At 71.6% G+C, this 26,184-nt stretch carries 27 protein-coding genes, 4 tRNA genes and 1 pseudogene; 4 read left to right on the top strand and 28 right to left on the bottom strand.

Annotation, left to right across the window (positions count from 1 at the left end):
- Positions 1 to 131: 131 nt before the first annotated feature.
- The 17 genes from rplL to SM447_RS11495 all read right to left on the bottom strand — a co-directional run bounded on the left by rplL (position 132) and on the right by SM447_RS11495 (position 10,974).
- On the bottom strand, positions 132 to 521 hold the full coding sequence (gene rplL / locus SM447_RS11575; protein ID WP_210829560.1) for a 50S ribosomal protein L7/L12: 390 nt from the start codon (positions 519 to 521) through the stop codon (positions 132 to 134).
- A gap of 55 nt (positions 522 to 576) precedes the next feature.
- A complete protein-coding gene (gene rplJ / locus SM447_RS11570) occupies positions 577 to 1,122 on the bottom strand; it encodes a 50S ribosomal protein L10 (protein WP_013735964.1) in 546 nt (181 codons plus the stop codon).
- Between the two features lie 333 nt (positions 1,123 to 1,455).
- Positions 1,456 to 2,145, bottom strand: a complete 690-nt coding sequence (locus tag SM447_RS11565) for a hypothetical protein (protein WP_474572742.1) — start codon at positions 2,143 to 2,145, stop codon at positions 1,456 to 1,458.
- Complete coding sequence (locus SM447_RS11560) at positions 2,142 to 2,930, bottom strand: ABC transporter ATP-binding protein (RefSeq protein WP_474572741.1); 789 nt, start codon at positions 2,928 to 2,930, stop codon at positions 2,142 to 2,144. The genes SM447_RS11565 and SM447_RS11560 overlap by 4 nt, the downstream gene beginning before the upstream one ends.
- A gap of 74 nt (positions 2,931 to 3,004) precedes the next feature.
- Entirely contained in the window at positions 3,005 to 3,721 is a 717-nt protein-coding gene (gene rplA, locus SM447_RS11555) for a 50S ribosomal protein L1 (protein WP_474572740.1), read from the bottom strand.
- Between the two features lie 83 nt (positions 3,722 to 3,804).
- Positions 3,805 to 4,236: a 50S ribosomal protein L11 gene (gene rplK / locus SM447_RS11550; protein WP_093403591.1), complete on the bottom strand. Its 432-nt coding sequence runs from the start codon at positions 4,234 to 4,236 to the stop codon at positions 3,805 to 3,807.
- Between the two features lie 200 nt (positions 4,237 to 4,436).
- Entirely contained in the window at positions 4,437 to 5,159 is a 723-nt protein-coding gene (nusG, locus tag SM447_RS11545; RefSeq protein ID WP_474572739.1) for a transcription termination/antitermination protein NusG, read from the bottom strand.
- 39 nt (positions 5,160 to 5,198) lie between these two features.
- Positions 5,199 to 5,588: a preprotein translocase subunit SecE gene (secE, locus tag SM447_RS11540; protein ID WP_474572738.1), complete on the bottom strand. Its 390-nt coding sequence runs from the start codon at positions 5,586 to 5,588 to the stop codon at positions 5,199 to 5,201.
- A 211-nt stretch (positions 5,589 to 5,799) separates the two neighbouring features.
- Positions 5,800 to 5,872, bottom strand: a tRNA-Trp gene (locus SM447_RS11535).
- A 126-nt stretch (positions 5,873 to 5,998) separates the two neighbouring features.
- Positions 5,999 to 6,391, bottom strand: coding sequence for a MaoC family dehydratase (locus tag SM447_RS11530; RefSeq protein ID WP_474572737.1), 393 nt, complete (start codon positions 6,389 to 6,391; stop codon positions 5,999 to 6,001).
- Between the two features lies 1 nt (position 6,392).
- Positions 6,393 to 6,839: an FAS1-like dehydratase domain-containing protein gene (locus SM447_RS11525; RefSeq protein ID WP_474572736.1), complete on the bottom strand. Its 447-nt coding sequence runs from the start codon at positions 6,837 to 6,839 to the stop codon at positions 6,393 to 6,395.
- A gap of 124 nt (positions 6,840 to 6,963) precedes the next feature.
- Positions 6,964 to 7,131, bottom strand: coding sequence for a 50S ribosomal protein L33 (gene rpmG, locus SM447_RS11520; protein WP_007073056.1), 168 nt, complete (start codon positions 7,129 to 7,131; stop codon positions 6,964 to 6,966).
- 133 nt (positions 7,132 to 7,264) lie between these two features.
- Positions 7,265 to 7,337: transfer RNA gene (locus SM447_RS11515), tRNA-Met, on the bottom strand.
- A 25-nt stretch (positions 7,338 to 7,362) separates the two neighbouring features.
- Positions 7,363 to 7,435 (bottom strand) — tRNA-Thr (locus SM447_RS11510).
- A gap of 92 nt (positions 7,436 to 7,527) precedes the next feature.
- Positions 7,528 to 10,053, bottom strand: a complete 2,526-nt coding sequence (locus tag SM447_RS11505; protein WP_474572735.1) for a putative bifunctional diguanylate cyclase/phosphodiesterase — start codon at positions 10,051 to 10,053, stop codon at positions 7,528 to 7,530.
- A 46-nt stretch (positions 10,054 to 10,099) separates the two neighbouring features.
- Entirely contained in the window at positions 10,100 to 10,315 is a 216-nt protein-coding gene (locus SM447_RS11500) for a hypothetical protein (RefSeq protein WP_474572734.1), read from the bottom strand.
- Positions 10,316 to 10,890: 575 nt separating this feature from the next.
- Positions 10,891 to 10,974 (bottom strand) — tRNA-Tyr (locus SM447_RS11495).
- A 149-nt stretch (positions 10,975 to 11,123) separates the two neighbouring features.
- Here SM447_RS11495 and SM447_RS11490 point away from each other — a divergent pair.
- A complete protein-coding gene (locus SM447_RS11490; protein ID WP_474572733.1) occupies positions 11,124 to 11,618 on the top strand; it encodes a YajQ family cyclic di-GMP-binding protein in 495 nt (164 codons plus the stop codon).
- A 7-nt stretch (positions 11,619 to 11,625) separates the two neighbouring features.
- Here the strand turns inward: SM447_RS11490 and SM447_RS11485 are convergent, their stop codons facing one another.
- From SM447_RS11485 to SM447_RS11445, 9 genes are all read right to left on the bottom strand, one after another.
- Positions 11,626 to 12,096 (bottom strand): GNAT family N-acetyltransferase, encoded by a 471-nt coding sequence (locus SM447_RS11485; RefSeq protein ID WP_474572732.1) that lies wholly within the window; start codon positions 12,094 to 12,096, stop codon positions 11,626 to 11,628.
- A gap of 174 nt (positions 12,097 to 12,270) precedes the next feature.
- A complete protein-coding gene (locus tag SM447_RS11480; RefSeq protein ID WP_474572731.1) occupies positions 12,271 to 13,530 on the bottom strand; it encodes an MFS transporter in 1,260 nt (419 codons plus the stop codon).
- A 410-nt stretch (positions 13,531 to 13,940) separates the two neighbouring features.
- On the bottom strand, positions 13,941 to 14,813 hold the full coding sequence (gene htpX / locus SM447_RS11475; protein ID WP_474572730.1) for a zinc metalloprotease HtpX: 873 nt from the start codon (positions 14,811 to 14,813) through the stop codon (positions 13,941 to 13,943).
- 125 nt (positions 14,814 to 14,938) lie between these two features.
- Positions 14,939 to 16,411: an NADH-quinone oxidoreductase subunit N gene (locus SM447_RS11470; RefSeq protein ID WP_474572729.1), complete on the bottom strand. Its 1,473-nt coding sequence runs from the start codon at positions 16,409 to 16,411 to the stop codon at positions 14,939 to 14,941.
- Complete coding sequence (locus SM447_RS11465; protein ID WP_474572728.1) at positions 16,408 to 17,943, bottom strand: complex I subunit 4 family protein; 1,536 nt, start codon at positions 17,941 to 17,943, stop codon at positions 16,408 to 16,410. The genes SM447_RS11470 and SM447_RS11465 overlap by 4 nt, the downstream gene beginning before the upstream one ends.
- A gap of 112 nt (positions 17,944 to 18,055) precedes the next feature.
- Positions 18,056 to 19,984: an NADH-quinone oxidoreductase subunit 5 family protein gene (locus SM447_RS11460; protein ID WP_474572727.1), complete on the bottom strand. Its 1,929-nt coding sequence runs from the start codon at positions 19,982 to 19,984 to the stop codon at positions 18,056 to 18,058.
- Positions 19,981 to 20,358, bottom strand: a complete 378-nt coding sequence (gene nuoK, locus SM447_RS11455) for an NADH-quinone oxidoreductase subunit NuoK (protein WP_474572726.1) — start codon at positions 20,356 to 20,358, stop codon at positions 19,981 to 19,983. Before nuoK ends, SM447_RS11460 begins: the two co-directional genes overlap by 4 nt.
- Positions 20,355 to 20,897: an NADH-quinone oxidoreductase subunit J family protein gene (locus tag SM447_RS11450; RefSeq protein WP_474572725.1), complete on the bottom strand. Its 543-nt coding sequence runs from the start codon at positions 20,895 to 20,897 to the stop codon at positions 20,355 to 20,357. Before SM447_RS11450 ends, nuoK begins: the two co-directional genes overlap by 4 nt.
- Positions 20,894 to 21,520, bottom strand: a complete 627-nt coding sequence (locus SM447_RS11445; protein WP_474572724.1) for a NuoI/complex I 23 kDa subunit family protein — start codon at positions 21,518 to 21,520, stop codon at positions 20,894 to 20,896. Before SM447_RS11445 ends, SM447_RS11450 begins: the two co-directional genes overlap by 4 nt.
- Positions 21,521 to 21,605: 85 nt before the next feature.
- Between SM447_RS11445 and SM447_RS11440 the strand changes: the two genes are divergently transcribed.
- Both SM447_RS11440 and SM447_RS11435 read left to right on the top strand, forming a co-directional pair.
- Positions 21,606 to 21,863: a hypothetical protein gene (locus tag SM447_RS11440; RefSeq protein WP_474572723.1), complete on the top strand. Its 258-nt coding sequence runs from the start codon at positions 21,606 to 21,608 to the stop codon at positions 21,861 to 21,863.
- Positions 21,864 to 21,984: 121 nt separating this feature from the next.
- A complete protein-coding gene (locus tag SM447_RS11435) occupies positions 21,985 to 23,031 on the top strand; it encodes a glutathione S-transferase family protein (RefSeq protein WP_474572722.1) in 1,047 nt (348 codons plus the stop codon).
- A gap of 86 nt (positions 23,032 to 23,117) precedes the next feature.
- On the opposite strand, the gene SM447_RS11430 is transcribed toward SM447_RS11435, so the two are convergent.
- Together SM447_RS11430 and SM447_RS11425 are read right to left on the bottom strand one after the other, a co-directional pair.
- Positions 23,118 to 24,080, bottom strand: coding sequence for a complex I subunit 1/NuoH family protein (locus tag SM447_RS11430; protein ID WP_474572721.1), 963 nt, complete (start codon positions 24,078 to 24,080; stop codon positions 23,118 to 23,120).
- 272 nt (positions 24,081 to 24,352) lie between these two features.
- Positions 24,353 to 24,949, bottom strand: a pseudogene (locus SM447_RS11425) (NADH-quinone oxidoreductase subunit C); the annotation flags it as partial.
- A 147-nt stretch (positions 24,950 to 25,096) separates the two neighbouring features.
- Between SM447_RS11425 and SM447_RS11420 the strand changes: the two are divergent.
- Positions 25,097 to 26,143 carry a glucose 1-dehydrogenase gene (locus tag SM447_RS11420; RefSeq protein WP_474572720.1) on the top strand — a complete coding sequence of 349 codons (1,047 nt, stop codon included), beginning with the start codon at positions 25,097 to 25,099 and terminating at the stop codon, positions 26,141 to 26,143.
- Positions 26,144 to 26,184: the final 41 nt, after the last annotated feature.

Here is a 26,184-nt window from a genome sequence, read left to right as displayed (position 1 = left end):
CGCCCGGCTCGGGCGGGGGTGGGGGGGCCCCCCACCCCGGGGGGGGGGCGCGGGGGGGTGGCCCCCCCCCCCCCCCGCGACGTGGTGTGCCCCGGCTCACCCGAGCCGGGACGAACCGGGTAGAACTCAGGTCACTTGAGGGTGACCTTGGCGCCCTCGCCCTCGAGCTTGGCCTTGGCCTTGTCGGCGGTCTCCTTGTTGACCTTCTCCAGGACCGGCTTCGGCGCGGCCTCGACCAGGTCCTTGGCCTCCTTCAGGCCCAGGCCGGTCAGCTCACGGACGACCTTGATGACCTGGATCTTCTTGCCACCGTCGGCGTCGAGGATGACGTCGAACTCGTCCTTCTCCGGCTCGGCCTCGGCGGCGGCGCCACCGGTGGCCGGACCCGCCATCATCATCGCGGCCGGGGCGGCGGCGGTGACCTCGAAGGTCTCCTCGAACTGCTTCACGAACTCGGAGAGCTCGATCAGCGTCATCTCCTTGAACGCGTCGAGCAGCTCGTCGGTGCTGAGCTTCGCCATGTCTGGCGTCCTTTCCTAATGGTTCAAACTAAGAACGTGGTGCGCCGGCGCGGTCTCAGGCCGCCTCGGCGCCTTCCTTCTCGCGCTTGTCCTGCAGGGCGGCCGCCAGGCGGGCGGTCTTCGACAGCGGGGCCTGGAACAGGGCCGCGGCCTTGCTCAGGTTGCCCTTCATCGCGCCGGCCAGCTTGGCCAGCAGCACCTCGCGGGACTCCAGGTCGGCGAGCTTCGTGACCTCGGCCGCGGAAATGGCCTTGCCCTCGAAGACGCCGCCCTTGATGACGAGCTTCGGGTTGGCCTTCGCGAAGTCGCGAAGACCCTTCGCCGCCTCGACGACGTCGCCCGAAACGAAAGTCAGCGCGGTAGGACCGGTGAACAGCTCATCGAGGCCGGAGATGCCCGCGTCCGCCGCGGCACGCTTGGCCAGCGTGTTCTTGGCGACCGTGTAGCTGGTCTCCTTGCCGAGCGAGCGCCGCAGCTGGGTGAGCTGGGAAACCGTCAGACCGCGGTACTCGGTCAGCACGGTGGCACCCGCGCTGCGGAAGCTCTCGGTCAGCTCAGCGACGGCCGTGGCCTTGTCGGCCCGGATCGGCTTGTCCGCCATGTCCCTCCTCTCTCGTTGCTCGAGGCTGGCCACCGTCGCAGGCGAGCCTGTGACGGGGCGGAGGTGTCGCGGCAACAGAAAAGCCCCGGCGCAGGGCGCACGGGGCGAGGCGGCGCGGATCAGGTGGTCGGCGGACCACATGACGCAGCCGATGTTCGCTTGCCGCCCTGCGCGGGTCGCCCGTCTTCGCGGAACCTTCGACCGTGCCGGGGCACGGTGACCAGCGGTCTCTGGGTGGTACTTCGCGGACAAGGCTACGCGACACCTGCGGTGACCAGCAAATCGCCCCGGTGCCCCCGCTGACGCCGGGGCAACGGCGACCGACACAGGCGCCTAGGCGCGCCGGACGCGGGCGCGGGCATAGCCGGTCAGCACCACCGCCGCCCAGACCATCGCCCACATGGTGAGCAGCAGCCCGGTCGGCACGGAGAGCGGTCCGGCCAGCGCCCTGGCGGTGGGCAGCAGTGGCGGTGCCAGCCACGGCACCACCGACTTCGAGAAGCCGAACACCATGGCGCCGACCGCGCCGAGGGTGAGCACCGCCACACCGTATCCGGCGCTGCGCGTGATCGCCCGGCTGGCCAGCGCACCCAGCGCCACGGCTGCCGGCAGGACGAGCAGGTGCGCCCAGAGACCGAGCGCCACACCCAGGGGAATCGACCGGTCGCCTGGCACGCGCGGCCCGGTCACCCCACCGAGCAGCCACGGGAGGACCAGGGCGATGGCGACCAGGCCGAGACCGGCCACCGCCGCGGCGAGAAGGCCGGCCGCCTGCTCCCGCGCCCGGCCGACCGCGACCAGGGTCAGCCGCCGCTGCACGTCCGGCTCCACGTCGAGCAGGATCTTGGTCTGCCAGGCCAGCACCGGAAAGAGCACCACGGCTGAGACACCGTAGGCCTCCGCCGGCTGGGCCCGGCCACCGCCGTAGAGGATCCCGAGGGTGAGCAGGCCGGCCAGGACCGGCGCCAACGCCCGTCCGGTACGCAGGAAGCCGGCTAGCCGGAATCGGACCAGGGCGGTCACCGGGCCACCTCGGTGGGCGGGACCGCTCCCGGCCGCGTGGCCTCGGGTGGTGCGTGCTGGCCGCGTACCCGGAGAATGCGATGGCCCTCGGCGCGTAGGTGGGCGACGGTGGCCGGCAGTTCCCCGACCGGGACCTCCAGCTCGACCACGGCCAGCGCCGGCCCGCCCGACGGCGACCGCTCGACCACGGCCCCGTCGGCCACCGTCCACTCCCGCGCGCCCGGCAGCCGGACCGTCTCGCCCCGGTGGTCGCTGACCAGCACCGAACCGCCGTCGGCCAGCACCTCGTCGATCACCTGCGGGACCAGCTCACGCGCTCCGGCGTCCAGGCCCTCCCAGGGTTCGTCGAGGACGAGCAGGCCGGGCGGGCGCAGCAGGGCCTGGGCCAGCCCGACCTTCTGTGCGGTGCCCTTCGACAACTGGGACAGCCGGACCGTGCGGAACGGGCCGAGGCCCAGTCGATCGACCCAGCGTCGTACCGTCCGGTCCGCCCCGGCCGGGGAGAGGCCGGCGACCCGCGCCATCGCGGCTAGGTAGTCGTCGACGGTGAACGGCTGGTCGGCCGGGAAGCGTTCCGGCACCCAGCCCACGACCGCCGGCCGGTCGACCACCCGACCCCGGGTCGGCCGCAGGACTCCGGCGACGAGCTGGAGCAGCGTCGACTTGCCGACGCCGTTGCGACCGAGCACCACCACCGCCTCGCCCCCGGCGACCCGGGCCGTCACCTGCCGCAGCACCCACGGGCCGTGACGGTGGTACCGCAGCCCGACGTCCTCCAGCAGCATGCCGTGAGCCTGCCACAGCGGACAGACGAACGCGGCCCCGCCACGGGTGGCGGGGCCGCGTTCAGCGGTCGTGCTCAGCTGTCGGCCGAGCTCTCCTGCAGGTTCTTCACCGCGTTCGGGTCGACCGGTACACCGGGGCCCATCGTGGTGGTGAGGGTGACCTTCTTGAGGTACTTGCCCTTGGCGGCGGACGGCTTGGCCCGCAGCACCTCGTCCAGGACGGCCGCGTAGTTGTCGACCAGCTGAGCCTCCGAGAACGAGGCCTTACCGATGATCAGGTGCAGGTTCGAGTGCTTGTCCACCCGGAAGGTGATCTTCCCGCCCTTGATGTCGGAGACGGCCTTGGTGACGTCCATGGTCACCGTGCCGGTCTTCGGGTTCGGCATGAGACCGCGCGGGCCCAGGATCCGCGCGATCCGGCCGATCTTGGCCATCTGGTCCGGCGTGGCGATCGCCGCGTCGAACTCCAGCCAGCCACCCTGGATCCGGGCGACCAGCTCGTCGGTACCCACCTCGTCCGCACCGGCGGCGACGGCCTCCTCGGCCTTCGCGCCCGCGGCGAAGACGATCACGCGGGCGGTCTTACCGGTGCCGTGCGGCAGGTTGACCGTGCCGCGGACCATCTGGTCCGCCTTGCGGGGGTCGACGCCGAGGCGCATCGCGACCTCGACCGTGGCGTCGAACTTGACGGCGGTGCTCTCCTTGGCCAGCTTGACGGCCTCGGCGGGGGTGTAGAGCTTGGACCGGTCGATGGCCTCGGCGGCCTTGCGGTAGCTCTTGCTGCGCTGCATGTTCTGTCTACTCCTGTGGTCTCTGGCGGGCCGCGGTGCTCGCGCGCCCTCCCACGATCCGTACGGGTCGGTGCTGGCCGACGTCAGTCGGTGACGTTCAGACCCATCGACCGGGCGGTGCCGGCGATGATCTTCTCAGCCTGGTCGAGGTCGTTGGCGTTGAGGTCGGCCATCTTCTTCTCGGCGATCTCCCGCAGCTGGGCGCGGGTCACCGAGCCGACCTTCTGGGTGTGCGGGACGCCCGAGCCCTTCTGCACACCGGCGGCCTTGATCAGCAGCCGGGCGGCGGGCGGGGTCTTCAGCACGAAGGTGAAGGACCGGTCCTCGTACACGCTGATCTCGGCGGGGACGATGTCGCCCCGCTGCGACTCGGTCTGCGCGTTGTACGACTTGCAGAACTCCATGATGTTCACGCCGTGCTGACCGAGCGCGGGACCGACCGGCGGCGCCGGAGTGGCCTGGCCCGCCGGCAGCTGAAGCGTGAACGTCTTGACGAGCTTCTTCTTCGGAGGCATGTCTCTTCCTGGGGCTTGGAACTGGGAAAGGTTCACACGACACCGCCGTCGAGGCGCGCACGGTCAGCGCGCATGCGACGGCGGCGACGTTCTAGGGTAGCGCAGACCGGGATCCCGGCAGCCACGGAGGTTGCCCGGGCCGATGAACCGGACGTACGGCGACCGGCGGCGGTTTCCCTCCGCCGCCGGTCGCCGACGAATCAGATCTTGGCGACCTGGTTGAAGTTCAACTCCACCGGCGTCTCCCGGCCGAAGATCGACACCAGCACCTTGAGCTTCTGCTGGTCGGCGTTGATCTCGCTGATCGTGGCCGGCAGCGAGGCGAAGGCACCGTCGGTGACCGTCACCGAGTCGCCGACCTCGAAGTCGAGGACCTTGACCTCCGGCTTGGCCTTCTTCTGCTCGGTCTCGACGGCCGGCGCCAGCCACTTGAGCACCTCGTCGAGGCTCAGCGGGGCCGGGCGGTCGGCCCGGTCCGTCGCGCCGACGAAGCCGGTGACGCCGGGGGTGTTCCGCACACAGGAGTAGGACTCCGCGGTCAGTTCCATCCGCACCAGGATGTAGCCGGGGAAGACCTTGGCCTGCACCTGGGAGCGCTTGCCGTTCTTGACCTCGACCTCTTCCCGGGTCGGCACCTCGACCTGGTAGATGTAGTCCTCCATGTCGAGGGACGTAATCCGGGTCTCGAGGTTGGTCTTGACCTTGTTCTCGTAGCCGGCGTACGAGTGCACCACGTACCAGTCGCCCGGTGCGTAACGCAGCTTCTGCCGCAGCTCCGCGACCGGGTCGAAGTCCTCCTCGGGAGCGGGTTCGGTCAGGGCGAACTCCGGCTCGCTGGCGGCCTCGACCGACTCGTCACCAGCCGCCGTCGCCACCGTGGACTGCTCGTCCGGGGTCTCGGCGGTCTCGTCGTACTCAGGCACGCTTGCTCACTTCCGTCACTATCGGCACGTGTCAGCCGGTCAGCTGGGGTTGCCGAAGACCCACAACACACCCTTGGCGAAGGCGAAGTCGAGCAGGGCCACGATCGTCAGCATCACCGCGACGAACGCGATCACCACGCCCGTGTAGGTCAGCAGCTCCTTGCGGGTCGGCCAGATGACCTTACGCAGTTCGGCCACGACCTCGCGGATGAAACGCGCGATGCGACCGAACAGGCCCACCTTGTCGGCGTCGGTACGCGTCTTACGGCCATCCGCGGAATCCGCCCTGGCCCGCGAACGGGTGGCGGTGCCACCCCGCGAAACCGGCTCGTCCGCGTCGGTGGCGTCGTCCTCGGCGCCGTCGTTGACGACGTCGTCGTTCAGGCGGTCGTCGTCGGCGTCCTCGCCGCGCCGCTTGTTGTCGGCCACTTCGCCCTCCGTCGCGGGATGTCGGTGTCGCACGCGGTGCGCGTGCGCGGCGCTTGGTCACGCCGGCCGGACCAACCGTCCCGGGACGGGCCGCGGCCGGCGGATCAACCGGAAGGCCCGATGCCTCGGAACCTCCCCGCCGATGCCACCACCACGGGCCGGACGCCACCAGAAAGGCGGCGCGACCCACGGAACGGTCAGGCCTGAGGCGCAGGGGTGACAGGACTTGAACCTGCAGCCTGCGGTTTTGGAGACCGCTGCTCTGCCAATTGAGCTACACCCCTGTGCGGCAACGCTTGCCCTACCTGGCCACACGACCAGGCAGGGGTCACTTGCCCCACGGCGGACCAGTGTACGGGTACCGACCCGACTTTCCCAACCGGTCTACCCGACGCGCCGCCCGGTGCTGGTCAGCCGGTCGTCCGCACGGTGGCCCGCGCCTGCGACAGCACCTTCTCGCCGTGGCACGTGGCGGTGACGTCCAGCCTGGTCAGGCCGTCCTCGGTCACCTCCCGGACCACCGCTGTCACCACGATCTCGGTGCCCTCGTCGTCGTCGGGGACCACCACCGGGCGGGTGAACCGCACGCCGTAGTCGACCACCGCGTCGGGCGAACCGGCCCAGGCGGTGACCGCCCGGCCGACGAGCGCCATGGTGAACATGCCGTGGGCGATCACACCGGGCAGGCCCACCTTGGTGGCGAACCGGTCGCTCCAGTGGATCGGGTTGAAGTCGCCTGAGGCCCCCGCGTAGCGGATCAGGTCCGCCCGGGTCACCCGGAACGTCTGGGTGGGCAGTTCCACGTCAGGCCTCCCCGCGTACGACGAGCTTCATCCAGGCGGTGACCACCGGTTCGCCGGCGGTCGTGTTGACGTCGGTACGGGTGGTCACGAACTCGTGGCCGCCCCGGCTGGTGATGTCCTCGACAGTGTTGACGCAGACCAGCTCGTCGCCGGCCACGACCGGACGGGTGTACGCGAACCGCTGGTCGCCGTGGACGACCCGGCTGTAGTCGATGCCGAAGGCCGGGTCCTCGATCATCTGGCGGTTGGCGTGCATGGTGAGCACCATCGGGAAGGTCGGCGGCGCGACCACGTCCGGGTAGCCCAGCGCACGGGCCGCCTCCGGATCGTGGTGGGCGGCGTCTTCGGCGCCGATCGCCGTCGCGAACTCGCGGATCTTCTCACGGCCCACCTGATAGGGGGCGGTCGGCGGATAGGTCCGGCCGACGAAGGAGTGGTCCAGGGACATGCCGCGAACCTACACGCAAAGCACGATCGCCGATCCGAGCGGTCGGCGACGGCTCAGGCCGCGCCGTCCGTCCGGACCGGCGATCGTGACACGTGCGAAGCCGGGCCGATCGGCCCGGGCAGGTTCAGCGCGTCTCGCGGTGAACGGTGTGCCGTCCGTCCCGGGGGCAGAACTTCTTCAGCTCGATGCGGTCCGGGTCGTTACGACGGTTCTTGCGCGTGATGTAGTTGCGCTCCTTGCACTCCACACACGCCAAAGTGATCTTCGGCCGGACATCGGTCGCCTTCGCCACGGCGGAGTGCCTTCCTCGATAACGGATACAACTACGGCGCTAAAGCCTACGCGCCACCTGGGCGGACACGCAAAGCGGGCGCCTGTGGCGCCCGTCCCACCGACCACCGGAGATCCTCCGGGGCGGATGAGAGTAGCGGTGGCCGGACTTGAACCGGCGACACAGCGATTATGAGCCGCTTGCTCTGCCATCTGAGCTACACCGCCGCGGTGGGCCCAGCCGGACCCTCTGAGCCCCCTTACGGAATCGAACCGTAGACCTTCTCCTTACCATGGAGACGCTCTGCCGACTGAGCTAAGGGGGCCTGCGCGATCACTCGGTGCCCGCGCAGAGGTAAGAGTACACGGCCCCAACGTGCTGGTGAAATCGGATCCCCGGCAGGGGCGTAGGAGCAGCTCAGGGCACCACACGCAGCCGCGGGAGCTCACTGCTGGAGATCGACTCCGGGTCGATCTGAGCGCCGAACCACGCCTCCAGCCGCTCGAAGGGCAGCGGGCGGCTGAACAGGAACCCCTGCCCGACCTCGCAGCCGATGTCCTGGAGCAGCTCCAGGGTCAGCTCGCTCTCCACGCCCTCGGCCACCACCGTGAGCCCGAACTGTTGGGAGAGGGTGACCACGGCGTTGACGATGGCCAGGTCCCCCGGATCGGTCGCCATGCCCTGTACGAAGGAGTGGTCGACCTTGACCTCGTGCACCGGCAGGCGACGCAGATGGGCCAGCGACGAGCTGCCGGTGCCGAAATCGTCCACCGAAAGCCGTACGCCGAGGTCCCGCAGGCGGCGCAGGCTCGGGATGGGGCGGTCGGTGCCGTCCAACACGCCGGCCTCCGGGATCTCCAGGGTCAGCAGTTGCGCCGGTACGTCGTACTCCTCCAGCAGTTCCCGAACCCGCTCCGGAAAGTGCTGGTCGGTGAGCGTACGCGCGGAGAGATTGACCGCGACGGCGAGCGACTGGCCGCCGTGCGCCCAGTCCCGGCTGTGCCGCAGGCCTTCCCGGAGCACGAACTCGGTGAGCCGCCCCAGTTGGCCCGTGTGCTCGGCGACGGCGACGAAATCCTCCGGGGCGACCGAGCCGTGCATCGGGTGCTCCCAGCGAGCCAGGCACTCGACCCCGATGAGCCGGCGGTCCCGCAGCGTCACCTTGGGTTGGTAGTAGACCTCCAGCTCGCCGTTGTCGAGGGCGCTGCGCAGGTCGCCGGCGAGGCCGAGCCGGTGCAGCGACCGCGACTCCAGCGCCGGCGTGTACAGCTGCACGCTGCCCGGGACCGTCTTGGCCGCCGTCGCGGCCACATCCACCCGTTGCAGCAGGGTGGCCGGGTCGTCGCCATGGTCCGGATGCACGACCACCCCGACCGCCGTGTCCACGTCCAGCGTGAGCGCGTCGAAGACCATCTCGTCGCGGATCTGTTCCCGCAGCTGCCCGGCGAGCTCCACCGCCGCCTCCGCGCTCTCCAGCCGCAGGGTTACCAGGAACTCGTCGCCACCCGCGCGCCCGACCAACGCCGCCGAGGGCACACAGCCGCGCAGCCGGTCGGCGACCTCCACCAGGACCTTGTCTCCCGCCGCGTGGCCGAGGGACTCGTTGACCTGGCGCAGCCGGTCGACGTCGAAGAGCAGCAGCGCGACCACCTCGCCGGGAGCCCGGATCCGAACCGCCTCGGCCAGCGCACCGAGGATGCGGCGGCGGTTGGGTAGTTTCGTGAGCCCGTCGTGGTACGCATCGTGCCGCAGTCGGTTGACCAGCCGGGAATTCTCCAACGCGACCGCGGCATGCGCGGCGACCGTCTCGAAGACGGGAACGTCGGCCGGGGCGAAGTTGCCCACGTCGCTGAGGCGGTTCACCACCTCGAGCGTGCCGATGACCACCTGCCCGGAGCGCAGCGGTACGGCGATGACGTCCTTGACCTGCCGACGGGCCAGTTCCCGTCGCAGTTCCAGGTCACCGCCGAGCAGCCGCCCGGACGCCAGGGTCTGGCCGGACTCCAGCGTGCGCTGACGGACCAGCACGGGGGTCTGGGCCACATCCAGCAGACCCTGGTCATCCAGCCGGGCAGTGAGCAGCACCTCCGGGTGGCGGCCCTGGGCCGGCAGCCACAGGGTGGCGTACTCGGCCTGCATCAGCGCCCGGATCCGGCCCAGCAGGATGTCGGCGAGGCTCCCCTCCGCACCGGCACTGGCCATCGCGCGGGTCAGTTCGTACATGTCGCCGAGCGTGCGGTGCTGCCGAAGGAAGCGCGAGTAGGACCGGTAGAGCAGGGCGCCCGCGACGGTGATCGCCCCCAGCAGCAGGATCGACCACAGGGTGCTGGCCAGGGTGATGAGGATCAGCAGGCCGACCGCGAGATTCAGCGCCGCGGTGAGGAAAACCTGGGCGGCCGTACCGGCCGTTTCCCGGGAGCCCTGCCAGCCCTGCAGCAGGGTGATCACGCCAACCACCGCGGCCAGGCTGATCAGACTGTTCGCTGTGATCGCGCCGAAGAGAACCGCCCAGGTCGCGGGACCGACACCGTCGAGCGGCGCGGCCGCAGCGACGACGAGCCCTGCCACCGACACGGCGGCGGCGTCCCGGGCCACGTTGAACCACAGCTTCGGCGGTGCGTACCGCCGGTAGGCCTGGGTGATGACGGCCGCCACGGTCGCGATCGTCACCACGAGCACCGGGGTGAGACTGAAGAACGCCAGAACCAGGGGTATCTCGGTGAGGGTGACGACGACGGCCTGTCGCCGGACCACGAAGCTCAGGGTGGGGATCCCGGCCACGATCATCACGACGAGCAACAGCGCCGCCAAGAGCAGATCGCGCTCGCCGATCTCCGCCGAGAAACTCAACAGGACGGTGCTCAGCACGGCAAGCACGGCCAGGGGAGCCGTTATCAGCCAGGCACTCGTTATCGGGCGTCGAGGCGCCTCTCTAGCCGGCACGCAAAGTTCCCCTAACCGTTAGGGCCGGCGCGGCGTACGGTACGAGTCAGTCTGCGTTCGGGACGGCAGCCTCGTGAAGCGCAGGTGCCCCCCACTCGATGCCGTTCGCGGCCTCCGGGGCCACACCCCACTCGATGCCGAGCCCCCACTCGATGCCGGACAACCGCATCTCGTCGAGCCCGATCAGGGCGGCGCTCACGGCAGCAAGTACAGCGGTCGCCGCGATCGCGGCGAACAGTCGACCACTCCTTCGACGAGACATCGGGAGGACTCCTGCCTTCGGGGGGTGTAGCGACGGGCACGCCGATCGTGCCACAGCCTGAGCAGCCGGGAAAGCGGACGATCGGGCATGCCCCAACCCCCGTACGTGCGATCTGCCATCGTCGGCTGATCCCAGGGCCACTCACGTCGCGGCCAGGCATCGATGTATGCGCAAAACGACAAGCCTCGCGATCAGGGCTTACCGGTCGGGAAACCGCAAACCGGTAAGCCGCCTGCACGCCGCCCTACCCACTCTTGCCGCTACATGGCCGCTGGTCAACGGTCAAACAGTCACGAAATTGGCGTAGACCCGACACCGACGGCGACAGGGACGGAAGTCGACCAACTGGCACTCCTGGCCAAAGCTTGACGCGAATCGGCGCGACGATGAGTCACCGCAGGGGCGGAACGCAGCCCCGGCTGGTCCCTCGTACGCCGGTATCGACCACACGATTACGAGTCGCTCGAAGGGCTTTCGAGTGTCTGCTCGGCCGGTTGAACCAGCCGGACCGAGCTAGCTCAACGAGAAACGACCCCCGATCAGCATCTCTGCTGGTCAGGGGTCGTTGTCGCACCTGGTGGCGGGTAGAGGATTCGAACCTCTGTAGCTTTCGCGACGGATTTACAGTCCGCTCCCATTGGCCGCTCGGGCAACCCGCCAGGGCGTACCACCGCACCGTGGCGCGGCGGCGGAAGCAAGGATAGCGGCTCCACTCGGCGCTGCCGCAACCGGGTACCGTCAGGGAGTCGCACCCCTGGGCAACCAGGGCCAAAGGATCACAAACCAGCCGGACAGCAGGAGCATGAGTATGGCAGCGAACCCGTCGTTCGACATCGTGAGCAAGGTCGACCGCCAGGAGGTCGACAACGCCCTCCGGCAGGCGGAGAAGGAGCTCGGGACGCGGTTCGATTTTCGGGGCACGGGCGCGGGGATCTCCTGGTCGGGCGAGGAGGTGATCAGCCTCCAGGCGGAGACCGAGGAGCGGGTCCGGGCCGCGTTGGAGGTGTTCAAGGAGAAGCTGATCAAGCGGAACATCTCGCTGAAGTCGTTGGACGCGGGAGATCCGCGTTCGTCGGGCAAGGTGTTCAAGATCGACGCCAAGGTCATCCAGGGGATCGACCAGGACAAGGCGAAGGCGATCAGCAAGAAGATCCGCGACGAGGGCCCCAAGGGCGTCCAGGCCCAGATCCAGGGTGACCAGCTGCGCGTCACCGGCAAGAAGAAGGACGACCTTCAGGCGGTCATCACGCTTCTCAAGGCGGAGGACTTCGGCGTCGCTCTCCAGTTCACCAACTACCGGTGAGTGACGTTCAGGCCGTGGGCTGGTGGCGTAGCCAGACGTAGCGTACGGGCTGGCCCACGTTCCACTCGTCGGCCTGCTGTTGCGGCACGGGCACGAACCCGGCCTCGGCGTAGCAGTGCAGCGCCGGCGCGTTCTCCGGATGCACGCGCATGAAGACGGCAGGGTGTCGGGCGCAGGCCGCCTCGGTGAGCATGGTGACGAATCGGCGGCCGACGCCCCGGCCCCGCCGCGAGGGGGCCACGATCAGGCGGGCCAGTTCGACCTCGGCCTCGTCGTCGTCCGGCCAGAGTTCCCCGTACGCGACCGTCTGGCCGTCCTCGACCGCGACGTAAGCGATCACGTCGGCCGCCGCTGCCCACGCCGCGACGGTCTCCGGCGAAACCGTTTCCCGCGAGCACCAGCGTAGGCACTCCTCGGTCGTGGCGGCCCAACCCGCCACGGCCGACGCCTGTGCTGCCGTGAACGTCCTCAGCTCCATGGTCACCGCCTTCCGCGTGTCCGGCCGGGATGCTACCGGGGACACACCGGTCAGCGGCCGAAGATCAGCAGCAGCAGGACGGTGAGGATCGCGCTGACCAGGAGCGAACCCAGGCAGCCCAGCCGGTTGGAGAAGAAGGCGAACACGGCGGTGACATACCCGGCGACGGGCGGATCAGACCGCCGCCGGGGAGTCGAGGCGTACCGAGGCGGCCTCCGCGCGGGCGATGGGGCCGGCGGGCAGCGCCGCCACCGCCGCCCCGACGGCGACGGCCGCCCCGGCGAACAGGAAGGCCCAGGGCACGCCGCCGGCATGGTCGACGATCAGGCCGGAGACCGCGCCGCCGAGTGCGCTCGCCCCGACCGACATGGTCACCACCCAGGTGTACGCCTCGTTCAGCATGCCGGCCGGCGAGATCCGCCCGACCAGGGTGTTCTCCAGGGTCAGCGCGGGCGCGATGGTGGCCCCGCCGATCAGCAGGGCGACGCCCAGCGCGCCTGGCGTGGGCATGACGGCGAAGACGGCGAAGCTGCCGGCGACCCCGGCGAGCAGCCAGGCGAAGAGGCGGGTCATGTTGCGTGCCGGCCGGCGGACGCCGAACCAGAACCCGCCGATCGCGCTGCCGACCCCCCAGACGGCCAGGAGCACGCCGGCGAGGCTGTCCGGGTCGTCCGGGGTGTAGCGGGTGGCGAACGCCGGGACGGTGACGCCGGCCGCACCGAAGGCGATGCCGAGGCTGGCCACGCAGAGCAGCAGTGCCGGGAAGCCGGCGACGCGCAGCGGGCCGAGGCCGCGGGCGTGGTGCTCCCGGGCGTGCGGACGCCAGCCGCGCATGGCCTGGCCGAGCGCAACCGCCACGGTGCCGACCAGGGTCACCACCGCCGCACCGACCAGCGCCGCCCCGGCGTCGGCGACCAGGATGAAGCCGGCCACCAGGAGCGGGCCGAGCACGAAGACGATCTCGAACAGGGTGGTCTCGGCGGCGAGGGCGGTGTTGCGCAGGTGGTACCGACCCGATTCGACGTTGGTCAGGTCGTTCCAGGCGCCCCGGATCGCGGCGGTCATCGGCGGGTACGTCGCACCGGCCAGCGCCGCGGCGAGCAGGACCAGCGTGAAGGGAGCGGCGTCGGACCGGGCCGCCCAGAGCAGCCCGATCAGGGCCAGCGGGTGGGCGATCGCGGTGCCGAGCAGCACCGGGGTGGGTCCGATCCGGTCGGCGATCCGGCCCGCCACCGGACTCAGGGCGGCACCGGAGAGGGCGTAGCAGCCACCGGCAACGGCCGCCAACGAGTAGCGGCCGGTGACCTGTTCCACGACGAGCAGCAGCGCCAACGGCGTCATGCCGATCCCGAGGCGCCCGATGATGCCGGTGATCAGCAGGGTCGGCGCGCCCGGGATCTGCCAGACGGCCAGATACCGGCGCAGCCCAGCCACAGCGGACCTCCACGAGATGTAATGAGCGAGACTCGGTTAGACCCTAACGCCCGGCACCCGGCCGGCGGCCTGGTCGGGGCCTGTGGCGGCGCTCACCCGCCATCCGGCCCAGGCCGCCGCGTCCGTGGGCCGGCAAGCTGCTCCCCGCTGCGGCACCCCTGCGCCGTCCAGCCGATCCGGACTGCCCAGGACGCGGCAACCCGCGGCCTCCAGCCGATCCGACTGCCCGGGATACCGCATCCTGCGGGGCGGGCCGCCGCCCGGCCGACGTACCGCAGGTCAGGCCGCCCTCCAACCCCGACGAGACGGCGCCGCCCGCGCCGGTCGTACCGGGCGCGGGCGGCGAAGGGGTCAGACCGAACCGACGGGACTGCGGACCGGACGAGGCCGGCCGACGCTGGTCCCAACGGTCAGCGCTGGTAGCGGACCGGACCCATCTGGGCCGCCAGTTGCTCCAACCGGGCAACCCGCTGCTCCATCGGCGGGTGCGTGGCGAAGAGAGCCGCCACGCCGCCACCCCGGAAGGGGTTGGCGATCATCAGGTGTGCGGTGCTGGTGAGCTGCCCCTCGGCCGGCAGTGGCCGCCGCTGGGCACCCATGTGGATCTTCCGCAGGGCGCTGGCCAGCGCCAGCGGGTCCCGGGTGAGCTCGGCACCCGAGGCGTCCGCCTGGAACTCGCGGCTCCGGCTGATCGCCAGTTGGATGACCGTCGCGGCGATCGGCCCAAGGATGATGGTGAGGAGCAGGACCAGCGGGTTCGGACCGTCCTCGTCGCTGTTGCCCAGCGGAATGAACAGGGCGAGGTTCGCCAGCATGGTGATGATGCCGGCCAGGCCGGCGGCCACGCTGGAGATGAGGATGTCCCGGTTGTATACGTGGGACAGCTCGTGGCCGATGACGCCCCGCAGCTCCCGGTAGTCGAGCAGCTCGACGATCCCCTGGGTGACGCAGACCGCCGCGTTCTGCGGGTTGCGTCCGGTGGCGAACGCGTTGGGCTGGGCGGTCGGGCTCACGTAGAGCCGGGGCATAGGCTGCCGGGCCTCGGCGGCCAACTCCCGAACCATGTGGTACAGCTCGGGGAACTGGGCCTCGCTGACCGGTTGCGCCCGCATCGAGCGAAGTGCCAGCTTGTCGGAGTAGAAGTAGGTGACGCCGTTCATCACCAGCGACACGAGTACTGCGATGACCAGGCCGCCACTGCCGCCGAACCAGTAGCCCACCGCCAGGATCAGCGAGGTGAGCAGGCCGAGCAGCGCGGCGGTCTTCAGACGGTTGTGGTGCACGATCACTCCTTCGGTGCACGGACGCGGTGATCCGCTGACCGGTACAACACACCGGTACCCGTCAACCATCCGTCTCATGACTGAGAGTTACCTGAACGACGGTCTCCGACGGGAATGCGCCCGGCTCAGCTCCCGGCGAGGTCGAGCACCACCTGCGGCGCGAAGCCGACCACCAGGGCGACCACGGTCGCCACCGCCAGCGCGGCGGCCACCGCCCGGGCCGGCCGGATCGCGGAACCCGCCACCTCGCCGGCCGGCGCGTACAGCAGCGCGGCGACCCGCAGGTAGTAGGCCAGGCCGATGACCGCGTTCACCGCCACCACCAGGGCGAGCCAGCCCGCGCCGCTACCGAGCAGCGACCGGACCACCGTCACCTTGGCGAACAATCCGGCCAGGCCGGGCGGCAGGCCGGCGAGGCCGATCAGCGCGAAGGCCAGGCCGGCACCGACCCACGGGTGCCGCCGCGCCGCGCCGCGCAGGTCGTCGAGACTGCCGCCGTCGGCACCGGCCGGGCGGAGGGCCACCACGCCGGCGAAGGCCGCCAGTTCCAGCAGCACGAAGAAGACGGCGTACGCCAGGGCGGCGGCGTACGCGCCGGTGCGGGCGGCTGCGTCGGCGGTCAGGGCCAGCGCGCCGAGCGGGGCGAGGATGTAGCCGGCCTGGGCCACCGAGGACCAGGCGAGCAGCCGCACCGTACGCCGCTGGCGCAGCGCCACCAGGTTGCCGACGGTCATGGTCAGCACGGCGACCAGGGCGAGCACCGGCCCGGTCACCTCCGGCGGCAGCGCGTGCCGCACGACCGCCAGCAGGGCGACCACCCCGCCGAGCTTGGACGCGGTCGACAGGTACGCGGCCACCGGTAGCGGCGCACCGTCGTAGGTGGCCGGCGCCCAGGCGTGGAACGGCACCGCCGCCACCTTGAACGCCAGCCCCGCCACCACCAGCGTCACCGCGACCGTGGTCAACGGCAGGTCGGTCAGCGTCTCGTCGGCCAGCAGGCCGCCCAGCCGTTCCAGGTGCAGCCCGCCGGTGACCGCGTACAGCAGCGCGGCACCGAGCAGGGTCAGCGTGGTGGCGACCACGCTGACCACGAAGAACGTCACCGCCGCCTCGGCGCTGGCCAGGCTCCCCCGGCGCAGCCCGACCAGGACGTACAGCGGCAGGGTGAGCACCTCCACCGCGACGATCAACGTGATCAGGTCACCGGCCGCGCCGAGCACCACGCCACCGGTCATCGAACAGGCGAGCAGGAAGCAGAACTCCCCCACCGGGGTCTGCCCGGCCCGCAGCAGTGGCCCGGACAGCGCCAGTACCCCGAGGACCAGCAGCGGCACCAGGGCGGCGACCAGGGCGGCCCGGCCCCCGAAGACGTACGAACAGTCGGTGCCGACGCAGAACGAACGCCGTTCGAGCCCCGAACCGACCGCCGCCGCCCCGACGGCGGTGGCGACCGCCCCGGCGGCCGCCGTGACCACGGTCGCCGACGGTCGGGCCAGCAGCAGGTCCACCAGGAGCACCAGCACCGCCGTCCCGGCGGCCAGGTACGCGGGCAGCAGCGCCACGTGGTCGACGGTCTGCGCCAGACTCGATCCGCTCATCGCGCCACCACCCCCATCAGGGCCTCGACCGGAGCTTCGGCGACGCCCAGCACCAGGGTCGGGGCCAGCCCGACGGCCAGGGCGAGCAGCACCAGCGGCGCCCAGGCGACCAGCTCCGCTCCGGCCAGCCCGGGCCCGAGCGCGGCGACCGCCGGGGTGGGCCGGCCGTGCGTCACCCGCCGCAGCAGCCGCAGCAGGTACGCCGCCGTCAGCGCCCCGCCGATCGCGGCCAGCACCGCCAGCGTGGTCCACAGCGCACCACCGGACTCGACGGCGGCGACCACGGCGAACGCCTCGCCCCAGAAACCGGCGAGCCCGGGCAGCCCCAGCGAGGCGACCGCCGCGAAGGCGAGCAGCCCGGACAGGCGCGGGGCGGTCTCCCGCAGCCCGGACAACTCGCTGAGCGCACCGGTGTGGGTACGGTCCTTGATCGCCCCGGCCAGGAAGAACAGCAGGCCGGTGATGATGCCGTGGGCGACGTTGCCGATCAGCGCCGCCTGGATACCGGTGGCGGTCAGGGTGGCGATCCCCAGCAGGACGAAGCCCATGTGTCCCACGCTGGAGTACGCGATCAGCCGTTTCAGTTCGGTCTGTGCCAGGCAGACCAGCGAACCGACCAGGATGGCGGCGACGGCGAGCACGCCGAGCACCGGTGCCGCCCACCGGGCCCCCTCGGGGGCCACCCCGACGGCGACCCGGATCAGGCCGTACGTGCCCATCTTCAGCAGCACCCCGGCGAGCAGCACGCTGCCGACGGTGGGTGCCTGGGTGTGCGCGTCGGGCAGCCACGAGTGCAGCGGCCACAGTGGGCTCTTCACCGCGAAGGCCAGCGCGAGCAGGGTGAAGGCCGCCAGCTGGGTGGCCCGGGACAGCTCGGTACCGCCGGTCAGCGCCACGATGTCGGCGGTGCCGGCGGCGGCCACCACGACGTACACGCCGACCAGCAGCAGCACCGAACCGAAGAGGGTGTAGAGGGCGAACTTCCGCCCCGCCCGCCGGCGGGCGTCGCGCGACGCCGGGTCGGCGCCGTCACCTCCCCAACCGACGATGATCGCGTACATCGGCAGCAGGACGACCTCGAAGAAGAGGAAGAACAGCACCAGGTCGAGGGCGAGGAAGGTACCGAGGATGCCGACCTCGACGACCAGCAGCAGCGCCACCAGGGCCCGGCCGTCGCCCCCGCCGGGCACGCGCCAGAGGCTGTAGCCGCAGCAGAGCAGGGTGAGCAGGGCGGTGAGCACCACCAGCGGCCAGGAGATGCCGTCCACACCCAGGTGGAAGCGCAGGTCCAGCCCCGGCACCCAGGGCAGGTCGATCGAGTGCCAGGGACGCACCGCCGGGGCGGTGGCGGTGTATGCCGTCCAGCCCTGGTTCCGGCCGGCGACCAACGCCACCGCCGCTACCAGGGTCAGTGCGGCGGCGATCGTGCCCACCAGCCGGGCGGCCCGGTCGCGTGGGGTGGCCGCCACGGCCAGCGCGCCGAGTGCCGGCACCGTGAGCACCGCGAGCAGCAGGAACTCTCCGGACGTCATGCCGTCACCCCGGTGTGCGTGGCCGCTTCCGCACCGTCGGCCGGGCCGGCGCCGCCGGTACGCCCGGTGGGGTCGTGCCACGCCACCGAGCCGGTGCCGACGGTTCGCTCGCTCATGCGGTGACTCCGATCAGGGCGGCGGCCAGGCCGATCAGCAGCGCGCCGGCCAGGACCGCGGCGACGGCCCGGGGCAGCGCCGCCCGGTGCAGGGCACCGAGCCCACCACCGAGGGCGCGGGCGGCGCGCCCGGTGCCGGTGACCGCGCCGTCGACCAGCCGCTCGTCGGCCGAACGGGCCAGCCGACCCAGCGCGGTCGTCGGGCGTACGACCAGGGTGTGCTGCACGTCGTCGAGCCGGAACGCGCGGGCGAGGACCGGCCGCAGCGGACCCAGCGCCGCCGCCGGATCGGCGGTGCGGTCCCGCCGCCACCCGGCCCACGCCAGCCCGACCCCGACGAGCAGCAACGCCAGCGGCAGCAGCATCAGCGGCCCGACGTGCAGCAGAGCCGGTACGCCCAGGTCACCGGGCGTGGCGGTGGACAGCAGCCGGTCGGTGAACCAGGGCGAGAACCCGGCCAGGCCGAGCAGCCCGGCCGGCACGGCGAGCAGCAGCACCGGCCAGCGCAGCGTCGCGGGCGGGTCGTGCGGGCGGGCCAGCGGTAGGCGGGCGGTGCCGAAGAAGGTCCGCAACAGCAGGCGGGTGGCGTACCAGGCGGTGATCGCCACCCCGACCAGCCCGGAGAGGAACACCAGCCAACCCACCCAGGCCGGTGCCGGGCCGTGGCCGAGCAGCGCGTCCTCCGCGGCGGCCAGCACCCCCTCCTTGCTCCAGAAGCCGCTGAGCGGTGGTACGCCGGCCAGCGCGCCTAGGCCGATCACGGTGCACCAGAAGGTCACCGGCATGCTCTGCCGCAGCCCACCCATCCGGGACATCAGCGTGGTGCCGACGGCGTGGATGACCGCACCGGCGGCGAGGAACAGCAGCGCCTTGAACGCCGCGTGCGTGAGCAGGTGGAACAGCGCGGCCGGTGGGGAGCCGACGGCGAGCGCCCCCGTCATGTAGCCGATCTGCGACACCGTCGACCAGGCGAGCACCCGCTTGATGTCGTCCTGCGCGGTGGCGGCCAGCGCGCCGAGCAGCAGGGTCACCGAGGCCATCACGCCGAGCACGGCCAACACGGTCGGGGTGGCCTCGAAGAGCGGCCACAGCCTCGTGACCGCGTACACGCCGGCGGCGACCATGGTCGCGGCGTGGATCAGCGCGGAGATCGGGGTCGGGCCGGCCATCGCGTCGGGCAGCCAGGTGTGCAGCGGGAACTGGGCGCTCTTGCCGGCCACCCCCGCGAGCAGCAGCAGACAGGCGGCGGTGAGCGTGGCGCTGCCGTGGTCGTGGGCGAGCACGTCGGCGATCCGGAAGCTGCCCGCCGAGACGCCGAGCAGGGCGATGCCGAGCAGGAAGCCGACGTCACCGACCCGGGTCACCAGGAACGCCTTCATCGCGGCTGCCGGAGCCTCCGGCAGCCGCCGGTCGTGGGCGATGAGCAGATAGGAGCAGAGTCCCATCACCTCCCAGCCGACCAGCAGCAGGATCAGGTCGCCGGAGACCACCACCAGCAGCATGGCGGCGGTGAAGAGGCTCACCTGCGCCGCGTACGGCGGGTAGCGGTGGTCGACGTCGACGTCGTCGTGCGGACCCCGCTTGAGGTAGCCGGTGGAGTAGACCTGCACGGCCAGGGCGACCGTGGTGACCGCGACGGCGACCAGGGCGGCGGCGCCGTCGAGGCGTACCCCGAGGGTGACGGTGAGCCCGCCCAGCTCGATCCAGGTGGTGGCGGACTCGGCCGGCCCGTCCAGGGTCAGCAGCAGGACCACCGCGATGGCGAGGGCACCGGCCGCGCCGGCCACGCCGAGGGCCACGGCGGCACGGCGGGCGGTCTCCTGGCCGATGGTCGCGCCTCGCGGCGACGGCGGCAGCAGCAGCCCGGTCAGACCGGCCAGCAACGGTACGACCGGCAGCAGCGCACCCAGCGTCGTGGCGGTCACCGCGGTCCCTCCGGTGCGGGTCCGGCCGCGCCGCCGCTCGTGGTGGCGGCGACCGGCTCCTCCGCGGGCCGTTCGGCCAACGGGATCTCGTCGACGACGACGCTGGCCCGCATCCGGTAGAGCTGGAGCACGATTGCCAGGCCAACCCCGATCTCGGCGGCGGCCAGCACGATCACGAAGAGGGCGAAGACCTGCCCACCGTGCGGCAGTACCGCCCGGGCCGTGGTGTCGGCGGTGACCAGGATCAGGTTCACCGCGTTGAGCATCAGCTCGACGGCCATCAGCACCAGCACCGCGTTGCGTCGCCGCAGTACGCCGTACACCCCGAGGCCGAACAGAAGCGCGGCGGTGACGTACGGGATGACCGGTCTCACCGCGACCTCCCCCCGTCGCCGGCACCTGGGCGGTCGGTGCGGGTGGCACCGATGTCGGGACGGGACAGCACGATCGCACCCACCAGCGCGGAGAGCAGCAGCACCGACAGCACCTCGAAGGGCAGCACCCAACTGCTGAAGACCTGCTCACCGATGCGCTCGGCGGTGCCCGCCTCGGGCAGCTCGACCGTCGTCCAGCGGTAGGCGTCGACCAGCAGCGCGGCCAGCCCGAGCCCCACCCCACCGCCGATCAACGCGGCCGGCCAGCCGGGGCGGTCCAGATCGTCCGAGGCGCCGATCGGCGCGCGGGTCAGCATCACGGCGAACAGCAGCAGCACCACCACCGCGCCGACGTAGATCAGCACCTGCACCCAGGCGACCAGCTCGGCGGTGAGCACCAGGTACATGCCGGCCACCGCGCCGAGGCAGACCACCAGGTAGAGCCCGGCACGAACCAGATGTCGGGTCGCCACCACCAGCACCCCGGAGCCGACCGCCACCGCACCGAGGGCGAGCAGCAGCGCGTCCACCCCGGTCACGCGGGCGTACCTTCGCCGTCGCCGTCCGCCGTGGGTCGACGCTCTGGGCGTACCGCCGGGGTGCTCGGTCGGGCGGCGGGCGTGCCGGGGAGGGCGGCCTTGCGCGCGGCGGCGGTCTCCTCCTTGGCCGGCTCGCCGTTCGGGTCGTGGGCCGGCGGCGGCGGCACCGTGGCCATCCACTCGCCCAGATGGTCCTTGTCGTGCAGCAGATCCTTGATGTCGTACTCGGCGTACTCGAACTCCGGCGACCAGTAGAGCGCGTCGAAGGGGCAGACCTCGATGCAGATGCCGCAGTACATGCAGAGGGAGAAGTCGATGTCGAACCGGTCGAGCACGTTGCGCTGCCGGGCCCGGGCGGCGCCCGGCACCGCGACCTCCTCCTTGTGCGAGTCGATGTAGATGCACCAGTCCGGACACTCGCGGGCGCAGAGCATGCAGACCGTGCAGTTCTCCTCCAGCAACGCGATCACCCCACGCGAGCGGGGCGGCAGGTCTGGGGCCACATCCGGGTACTGCTGGGTGGTCGAGCGCTTCGTCATCGTCTTCAGCGTGACGGCCAGTCCCTTGACCAGGCCGCTGCCCGGCACGCCGGACGCCTCGCTCCGCTCGCTCATGCCGAACATCCTGCCCTGTGGCCCCGGCGCGCGCGACCACCACCCGGGGGTAGCCGGCCCTGGGGAGAGACGACGCACCGGAAGGGACCCGTCAATGACCGCCGCGCTGCACGACGGCGGCTTGGCGCCGGGCGAGTGGACGACGGACGACCTGGACCGCCTGCCCGACGACGGCCGCCGCCGTGAACTTCTGGACGGACAACTGCTCGGGTCGCCCTCCCCCGCGCGACTGCACCAGTCCATCGCCGGTCGGCTCATGGCCGCACTGGAAGAGACCTGCCTCGCCGAGACCGAGGCGGGAATCGTGGTGCACGCCCACCGGCTCGACCGGATCACGCCCCGCTCCCGCTGACCCGGGTCGTCGGCGCCCTTTCTCCCCTGCCGCTGGGCGGCCGGCTCGCCCACCGGGCCGGCCGGTCGAAGATCCGCCATGATGGGACCGAGGACGCGTCGGGCACACCCTGGGGGGCGACATGGGCGAGGACGGCAAGAGCGGCGGCGGCAGGTACGTAGAGCCGGGCGAATTCAAGCGGGACCAGAACTACATCACCACCCGGATCACCGCGGACGGCCGCGACGGGTACCCGGTCGAGCCCGGCCGGTACCGGTTGGTGGTCAGCCGGGCCTGCCCCTGGGCCAACCGGCTGATCATCGTACGCCGGCTGCTGGGGCTGGAGGAGGCCATCTCGATGGGCGTCGCCGGACCCACCCACGACGCGCGGAGCTGGACCTTCGACCTCGACCCGGACGGGCGGGACCCGGTGCTCGGCATCGAACGCCTCCAGGAGGCCTTCTTCGCCCGCTACCCGGACTACCCCCGGGGCATCACCGTGCCGGCCATCGTGGACGTGCCGACCGGGCAGGTGGTGACCAACGACTACGCCCGGATGAGTCTGGACCTGTCCACCGAGTGGACCGCGTACCATCGTCCCGGCGCCCCGCAGTTGTATCCGGAGCACCTGCGCGCCGAGATCGACGAGGTCAACGCGCTGGTCTTCACCGACGTCAACAACGGCGTCTACCGGTGCGGTTTCGCCGGCAGCCAGGAGGCGTACGAGCAGGCGTACCGGCGGCTGTTCGACCGGCTCGACTGGCTCAGCGAACGGCTGGCCGGGCAGCGTTACCTGGTCGGCGACACGATCACCGAGGCCGACGTACGGCTGTTCACCACGCTGGTCCGCTTCGACCCCGTCTACCACGGCCACTTCAAGTGCAACCGGCAGAAGTTGAGTGAGATGCCGGTGCTGTGGGCGTACGCCCGGGACCTGTTCACCACCCCCGGCTTCGGCGACACGATCGACTTCGACCACATCAAGCGGCACTACTACGAGGTGCATCGGGACATCAACCCGACCGGTGTGGTGCCGCTCGGTCCCGACCTGTCGAACTGGCTGGAGCCCCACGACCGCGAGGCCCTCGGTGGCCGCCCCTTCGGCGAAGGCACCCCACCCGAACCCCCCACCCCCGCCGAGCGAGTAGACCCCACCCACACCCCGCTCTCCCCGCCCCGCCCGCGTTGATCATGAGGTTAGCGGCAGTTTTGGAGATCAACATCGCCGCCAACCTCATGATCAACCGGGCGAAACAGGGGCGAGGGTAGGGGCTGTCAGAGGGTCAGGCGGACGGCGGCGGTCAGGACCAGCTGGGCCAGGGCGGTGGGGACCAGGACGAGCCAGCAGAGACGCTGGAGCTGATCCTCGCGCAGTCGGGGGTAGGACACCCGGAGCCAGATGATCACGAAGCTGACCGCAGCGACCTTCAGCAGGGTCCAGAGCCAGCCGAGCTGCGCGTCGGCGAACGGCCCCTGCCAACCGCCGAGGAACAGCACGGTGGTGAGCGCGGCGATCACCACGATGCCGACGTACTCGGCCAGCAGCAGGAACGCGAAGCGCAGGCCGGTGTACTCGGTCAGGTAGCCGAAGACCAGCTCCGAGTCGGCGACCGGCATGTCGAACGGTGGCCGGCGGATCTCGGCCAGACCGGCCACGAAGAAGACCACCATCGCCGGTGCCTGCCACAGCAGCCACCACGGCTGCCATGCCTCGACGATGCCGGAGAGGCTGAGCGTGCCGGCGGCCATCGCCACCGACGCGGCGGCCAACACCAGCGGCAGCTCGTAGCCGAGCAACTGCGCCGCCCCGCGCAGGCCGCCGAGCAGGCTGTACTTGTTGGCCGACGCCCAGGCCGACATGAGCACGGCCAGCACGCCCACGCCGACCACCGCCAGTACGAAGAAGAGCCCGATGTCCAGCGGCTGCCCGACCAGGTCGTTCGGACCGAGCGGAATCACCAGCAGGGCCAGCAGGTACGGGACCAGGGCCACCGCCGGAGCCAGCCGGAACACCGGCCGGTCGGCCGCGCGCGGGGTGACGTCCTCCTTCTGGACGAACTTCACCCCGTCGGCGATCAATTGTGCCCAGCCGTGGAATCCGCCCGCGTACATCGGGCCGAGCCGGCCCTGCATGTGCGCCATGACCTTGTGTTCCGCCTGACCCACCAGCAGCGGCAGGACCAGGAAGGCGGCCAGCACCCCACCGATCCGGATGACCAGCTCCAACCAGAGCGGCATCAGGGCCTACCTCCCTCGTCGGGCGCCGGACCGCCGTCAGCCCCGGAAGTCGGGCCACCCCCGCTGGCCGGGCCGTCGGGTGCGGGCCCGGGGACCGCGCCGTCGGGGGCGGGCCCGGTGGCCGGGCGGTCGGGGGCGGGCCGGGTATCCGCTGGTTCGCCCGCAGAGCCGGCGGACCGGGAAGGGCGCGGCGCACGGGCGCCCGGTGCCGGACGGGCCGGCCGCTCCCGAGCGGGCCGGGCCGGGGTGCCACCGCGCGGGCCCTCGCCCACCCCACCGGCACCGGCGGGGGTCGGCACGACTCCCCACTCTCCCGGCGCCGGCACACCCGGCGGCCGGATCGGGCGACGTCCACCGCCGGCCTCGGACTCGCCCGGTTCCTTCGCACCCGGCCAGGGCTTCGCCACCCGCGAGGCGAGGACGAACTCCTTGCGCAACGGATGCCCCTCGAACTCCGGCGGCAGCAGCAGCGGGCGCAGGTCGGCGTGCCCGGCGAAGTCGATGCCGAACATCTCGTGGGTTTCCCGCTCGTGCCAGGCCGCGCCCGGGTAGACCGCCACCACGGAGTCGACCGCCGGCGTCTCCCGGGGCACCCGGGCGCGCAGCAGCACGCCGTGCCGGTGCCGGGTGGACCAGAGGTGCGCCACCACGTCGAAGCCGTCGGCCAACTCGTCGACCGCCGACAGCCAGTCGAAGTAGTCGCAGGCCAGCTCGGCGTCGTCGCGGGCGGCCAGTAGCGCGGCCCGCCAGGCGTGCGGGGGTACGTCGACGGTGGCCCGGGCATGGACCTGACCGCCGGAGACCGTCGCGGTGGCCTCGACGGGCGCGAGCAGCGCGACGAGCCGCTGGCCGACCTCTTCCGGTGTCATGTCGCTGATCCTAGGGCGTGTCTCCTGGGCCTCGCTGAGCCGAGACGAGGCCCGGGCGCGGGCGCCCGCACCGGCCCGGTGCACGCGGCCGGGTGACTCTGCCCGGCTTCGCCGGTGCCGCCCACCGTCGGCCAGCAGGATGAACCCGTGCGCGCTGTGACCGTCATCCCCGGAGTACCCGGCTCGCTGCGGCTGCTCGACGACTACCCGGAACCGGCCCACGAGGAGGGCCCCATCCTGGTGGAGGCCGTCTCGGTGGGGGTCTGCGGGACCGACATCGAGATCATCGAGGGGCAGTACGGCGAGGCGCCGCCCGGCACCGACCACCTGGTGCTCGGTCACGAGTCACTGGGCCGGGTGCTGGAGGACCCGACCGGCACCCGGCAACCCGGCGATCTGGTGGCCGGGATCGTCCGGCACCCGGATCCGCTGCCCTGCCCGAACTGCGCGGTGGGCGAGTGGGACATGTGCCGCAACGGCATGTTCACCGAGCACGGCATCAAGTCGCTGCCGGGCTTCGCCCGGGAGCGGTGGCGGTTGCAGCCCTCCTTCGCCGTGGGGCTCGATCCGTCGCTGGTCCAGGTGGGCATGCTGCTCGAACCGACAAGCGTGATGGTCAAGGCGTGGGACCACATCGACCGGATCGGGAAGCGGGCGGAGTGGCAACCCCGCACCGCGCTGATCACCGGAGCGGGTCCGATCGGTCTGCTCGCCGCGCTGCTGGCCACCCAGCGGGGTCTCTCCGTGCACATGCTGGACCTGGCCACCGAGGGCCCGAAGCCCGCGCTCGCCGGCTCCCTCGGGGCGACGTACCACTCCGGGCCGCTGGACCAGTTGGACCTCGAACCGGACGTCATCGTCGAGTGCACCGGCGCGCCGGTGGTCGTCCTGGAGGCGATGTGCAAGGTCGGTCCCAACGGGATCGTCTGCCTGGCCGGAGTGTCCAGCGGCGGCCGGACCATCGACTTCGACGCGGGTGCCCTGAACCGGACCCTCGTCCTGGAGAACAACGTGGTCTTCGGCTCGGTCAACGCCAATCGGCGGCACTGGGAGGGTGCCGCCGAGGCGCTGTCCAAGGCCGACCCCGCCTGGCTCGGTTCGCTGATCACCCGCCGGGTGCCGCTGGCGGAGTACGCCACCGCCTACTCGCCGGGACCGCAGGACATCAAGGTGGTCCTCGACTTCGCCGCCTGAGCCGGCCGGGCGAGCCGCCGGCCCGGCCGGCCGAGACTACC

Source organism: Micromonospora aridisoli (genome assembly GCF_056150025.1).
The sequence above is the reverse complement of the archived record's forward strand: the minus strand, read 5'-3'. Positions and strand labels throughout refer to the sequence as shown.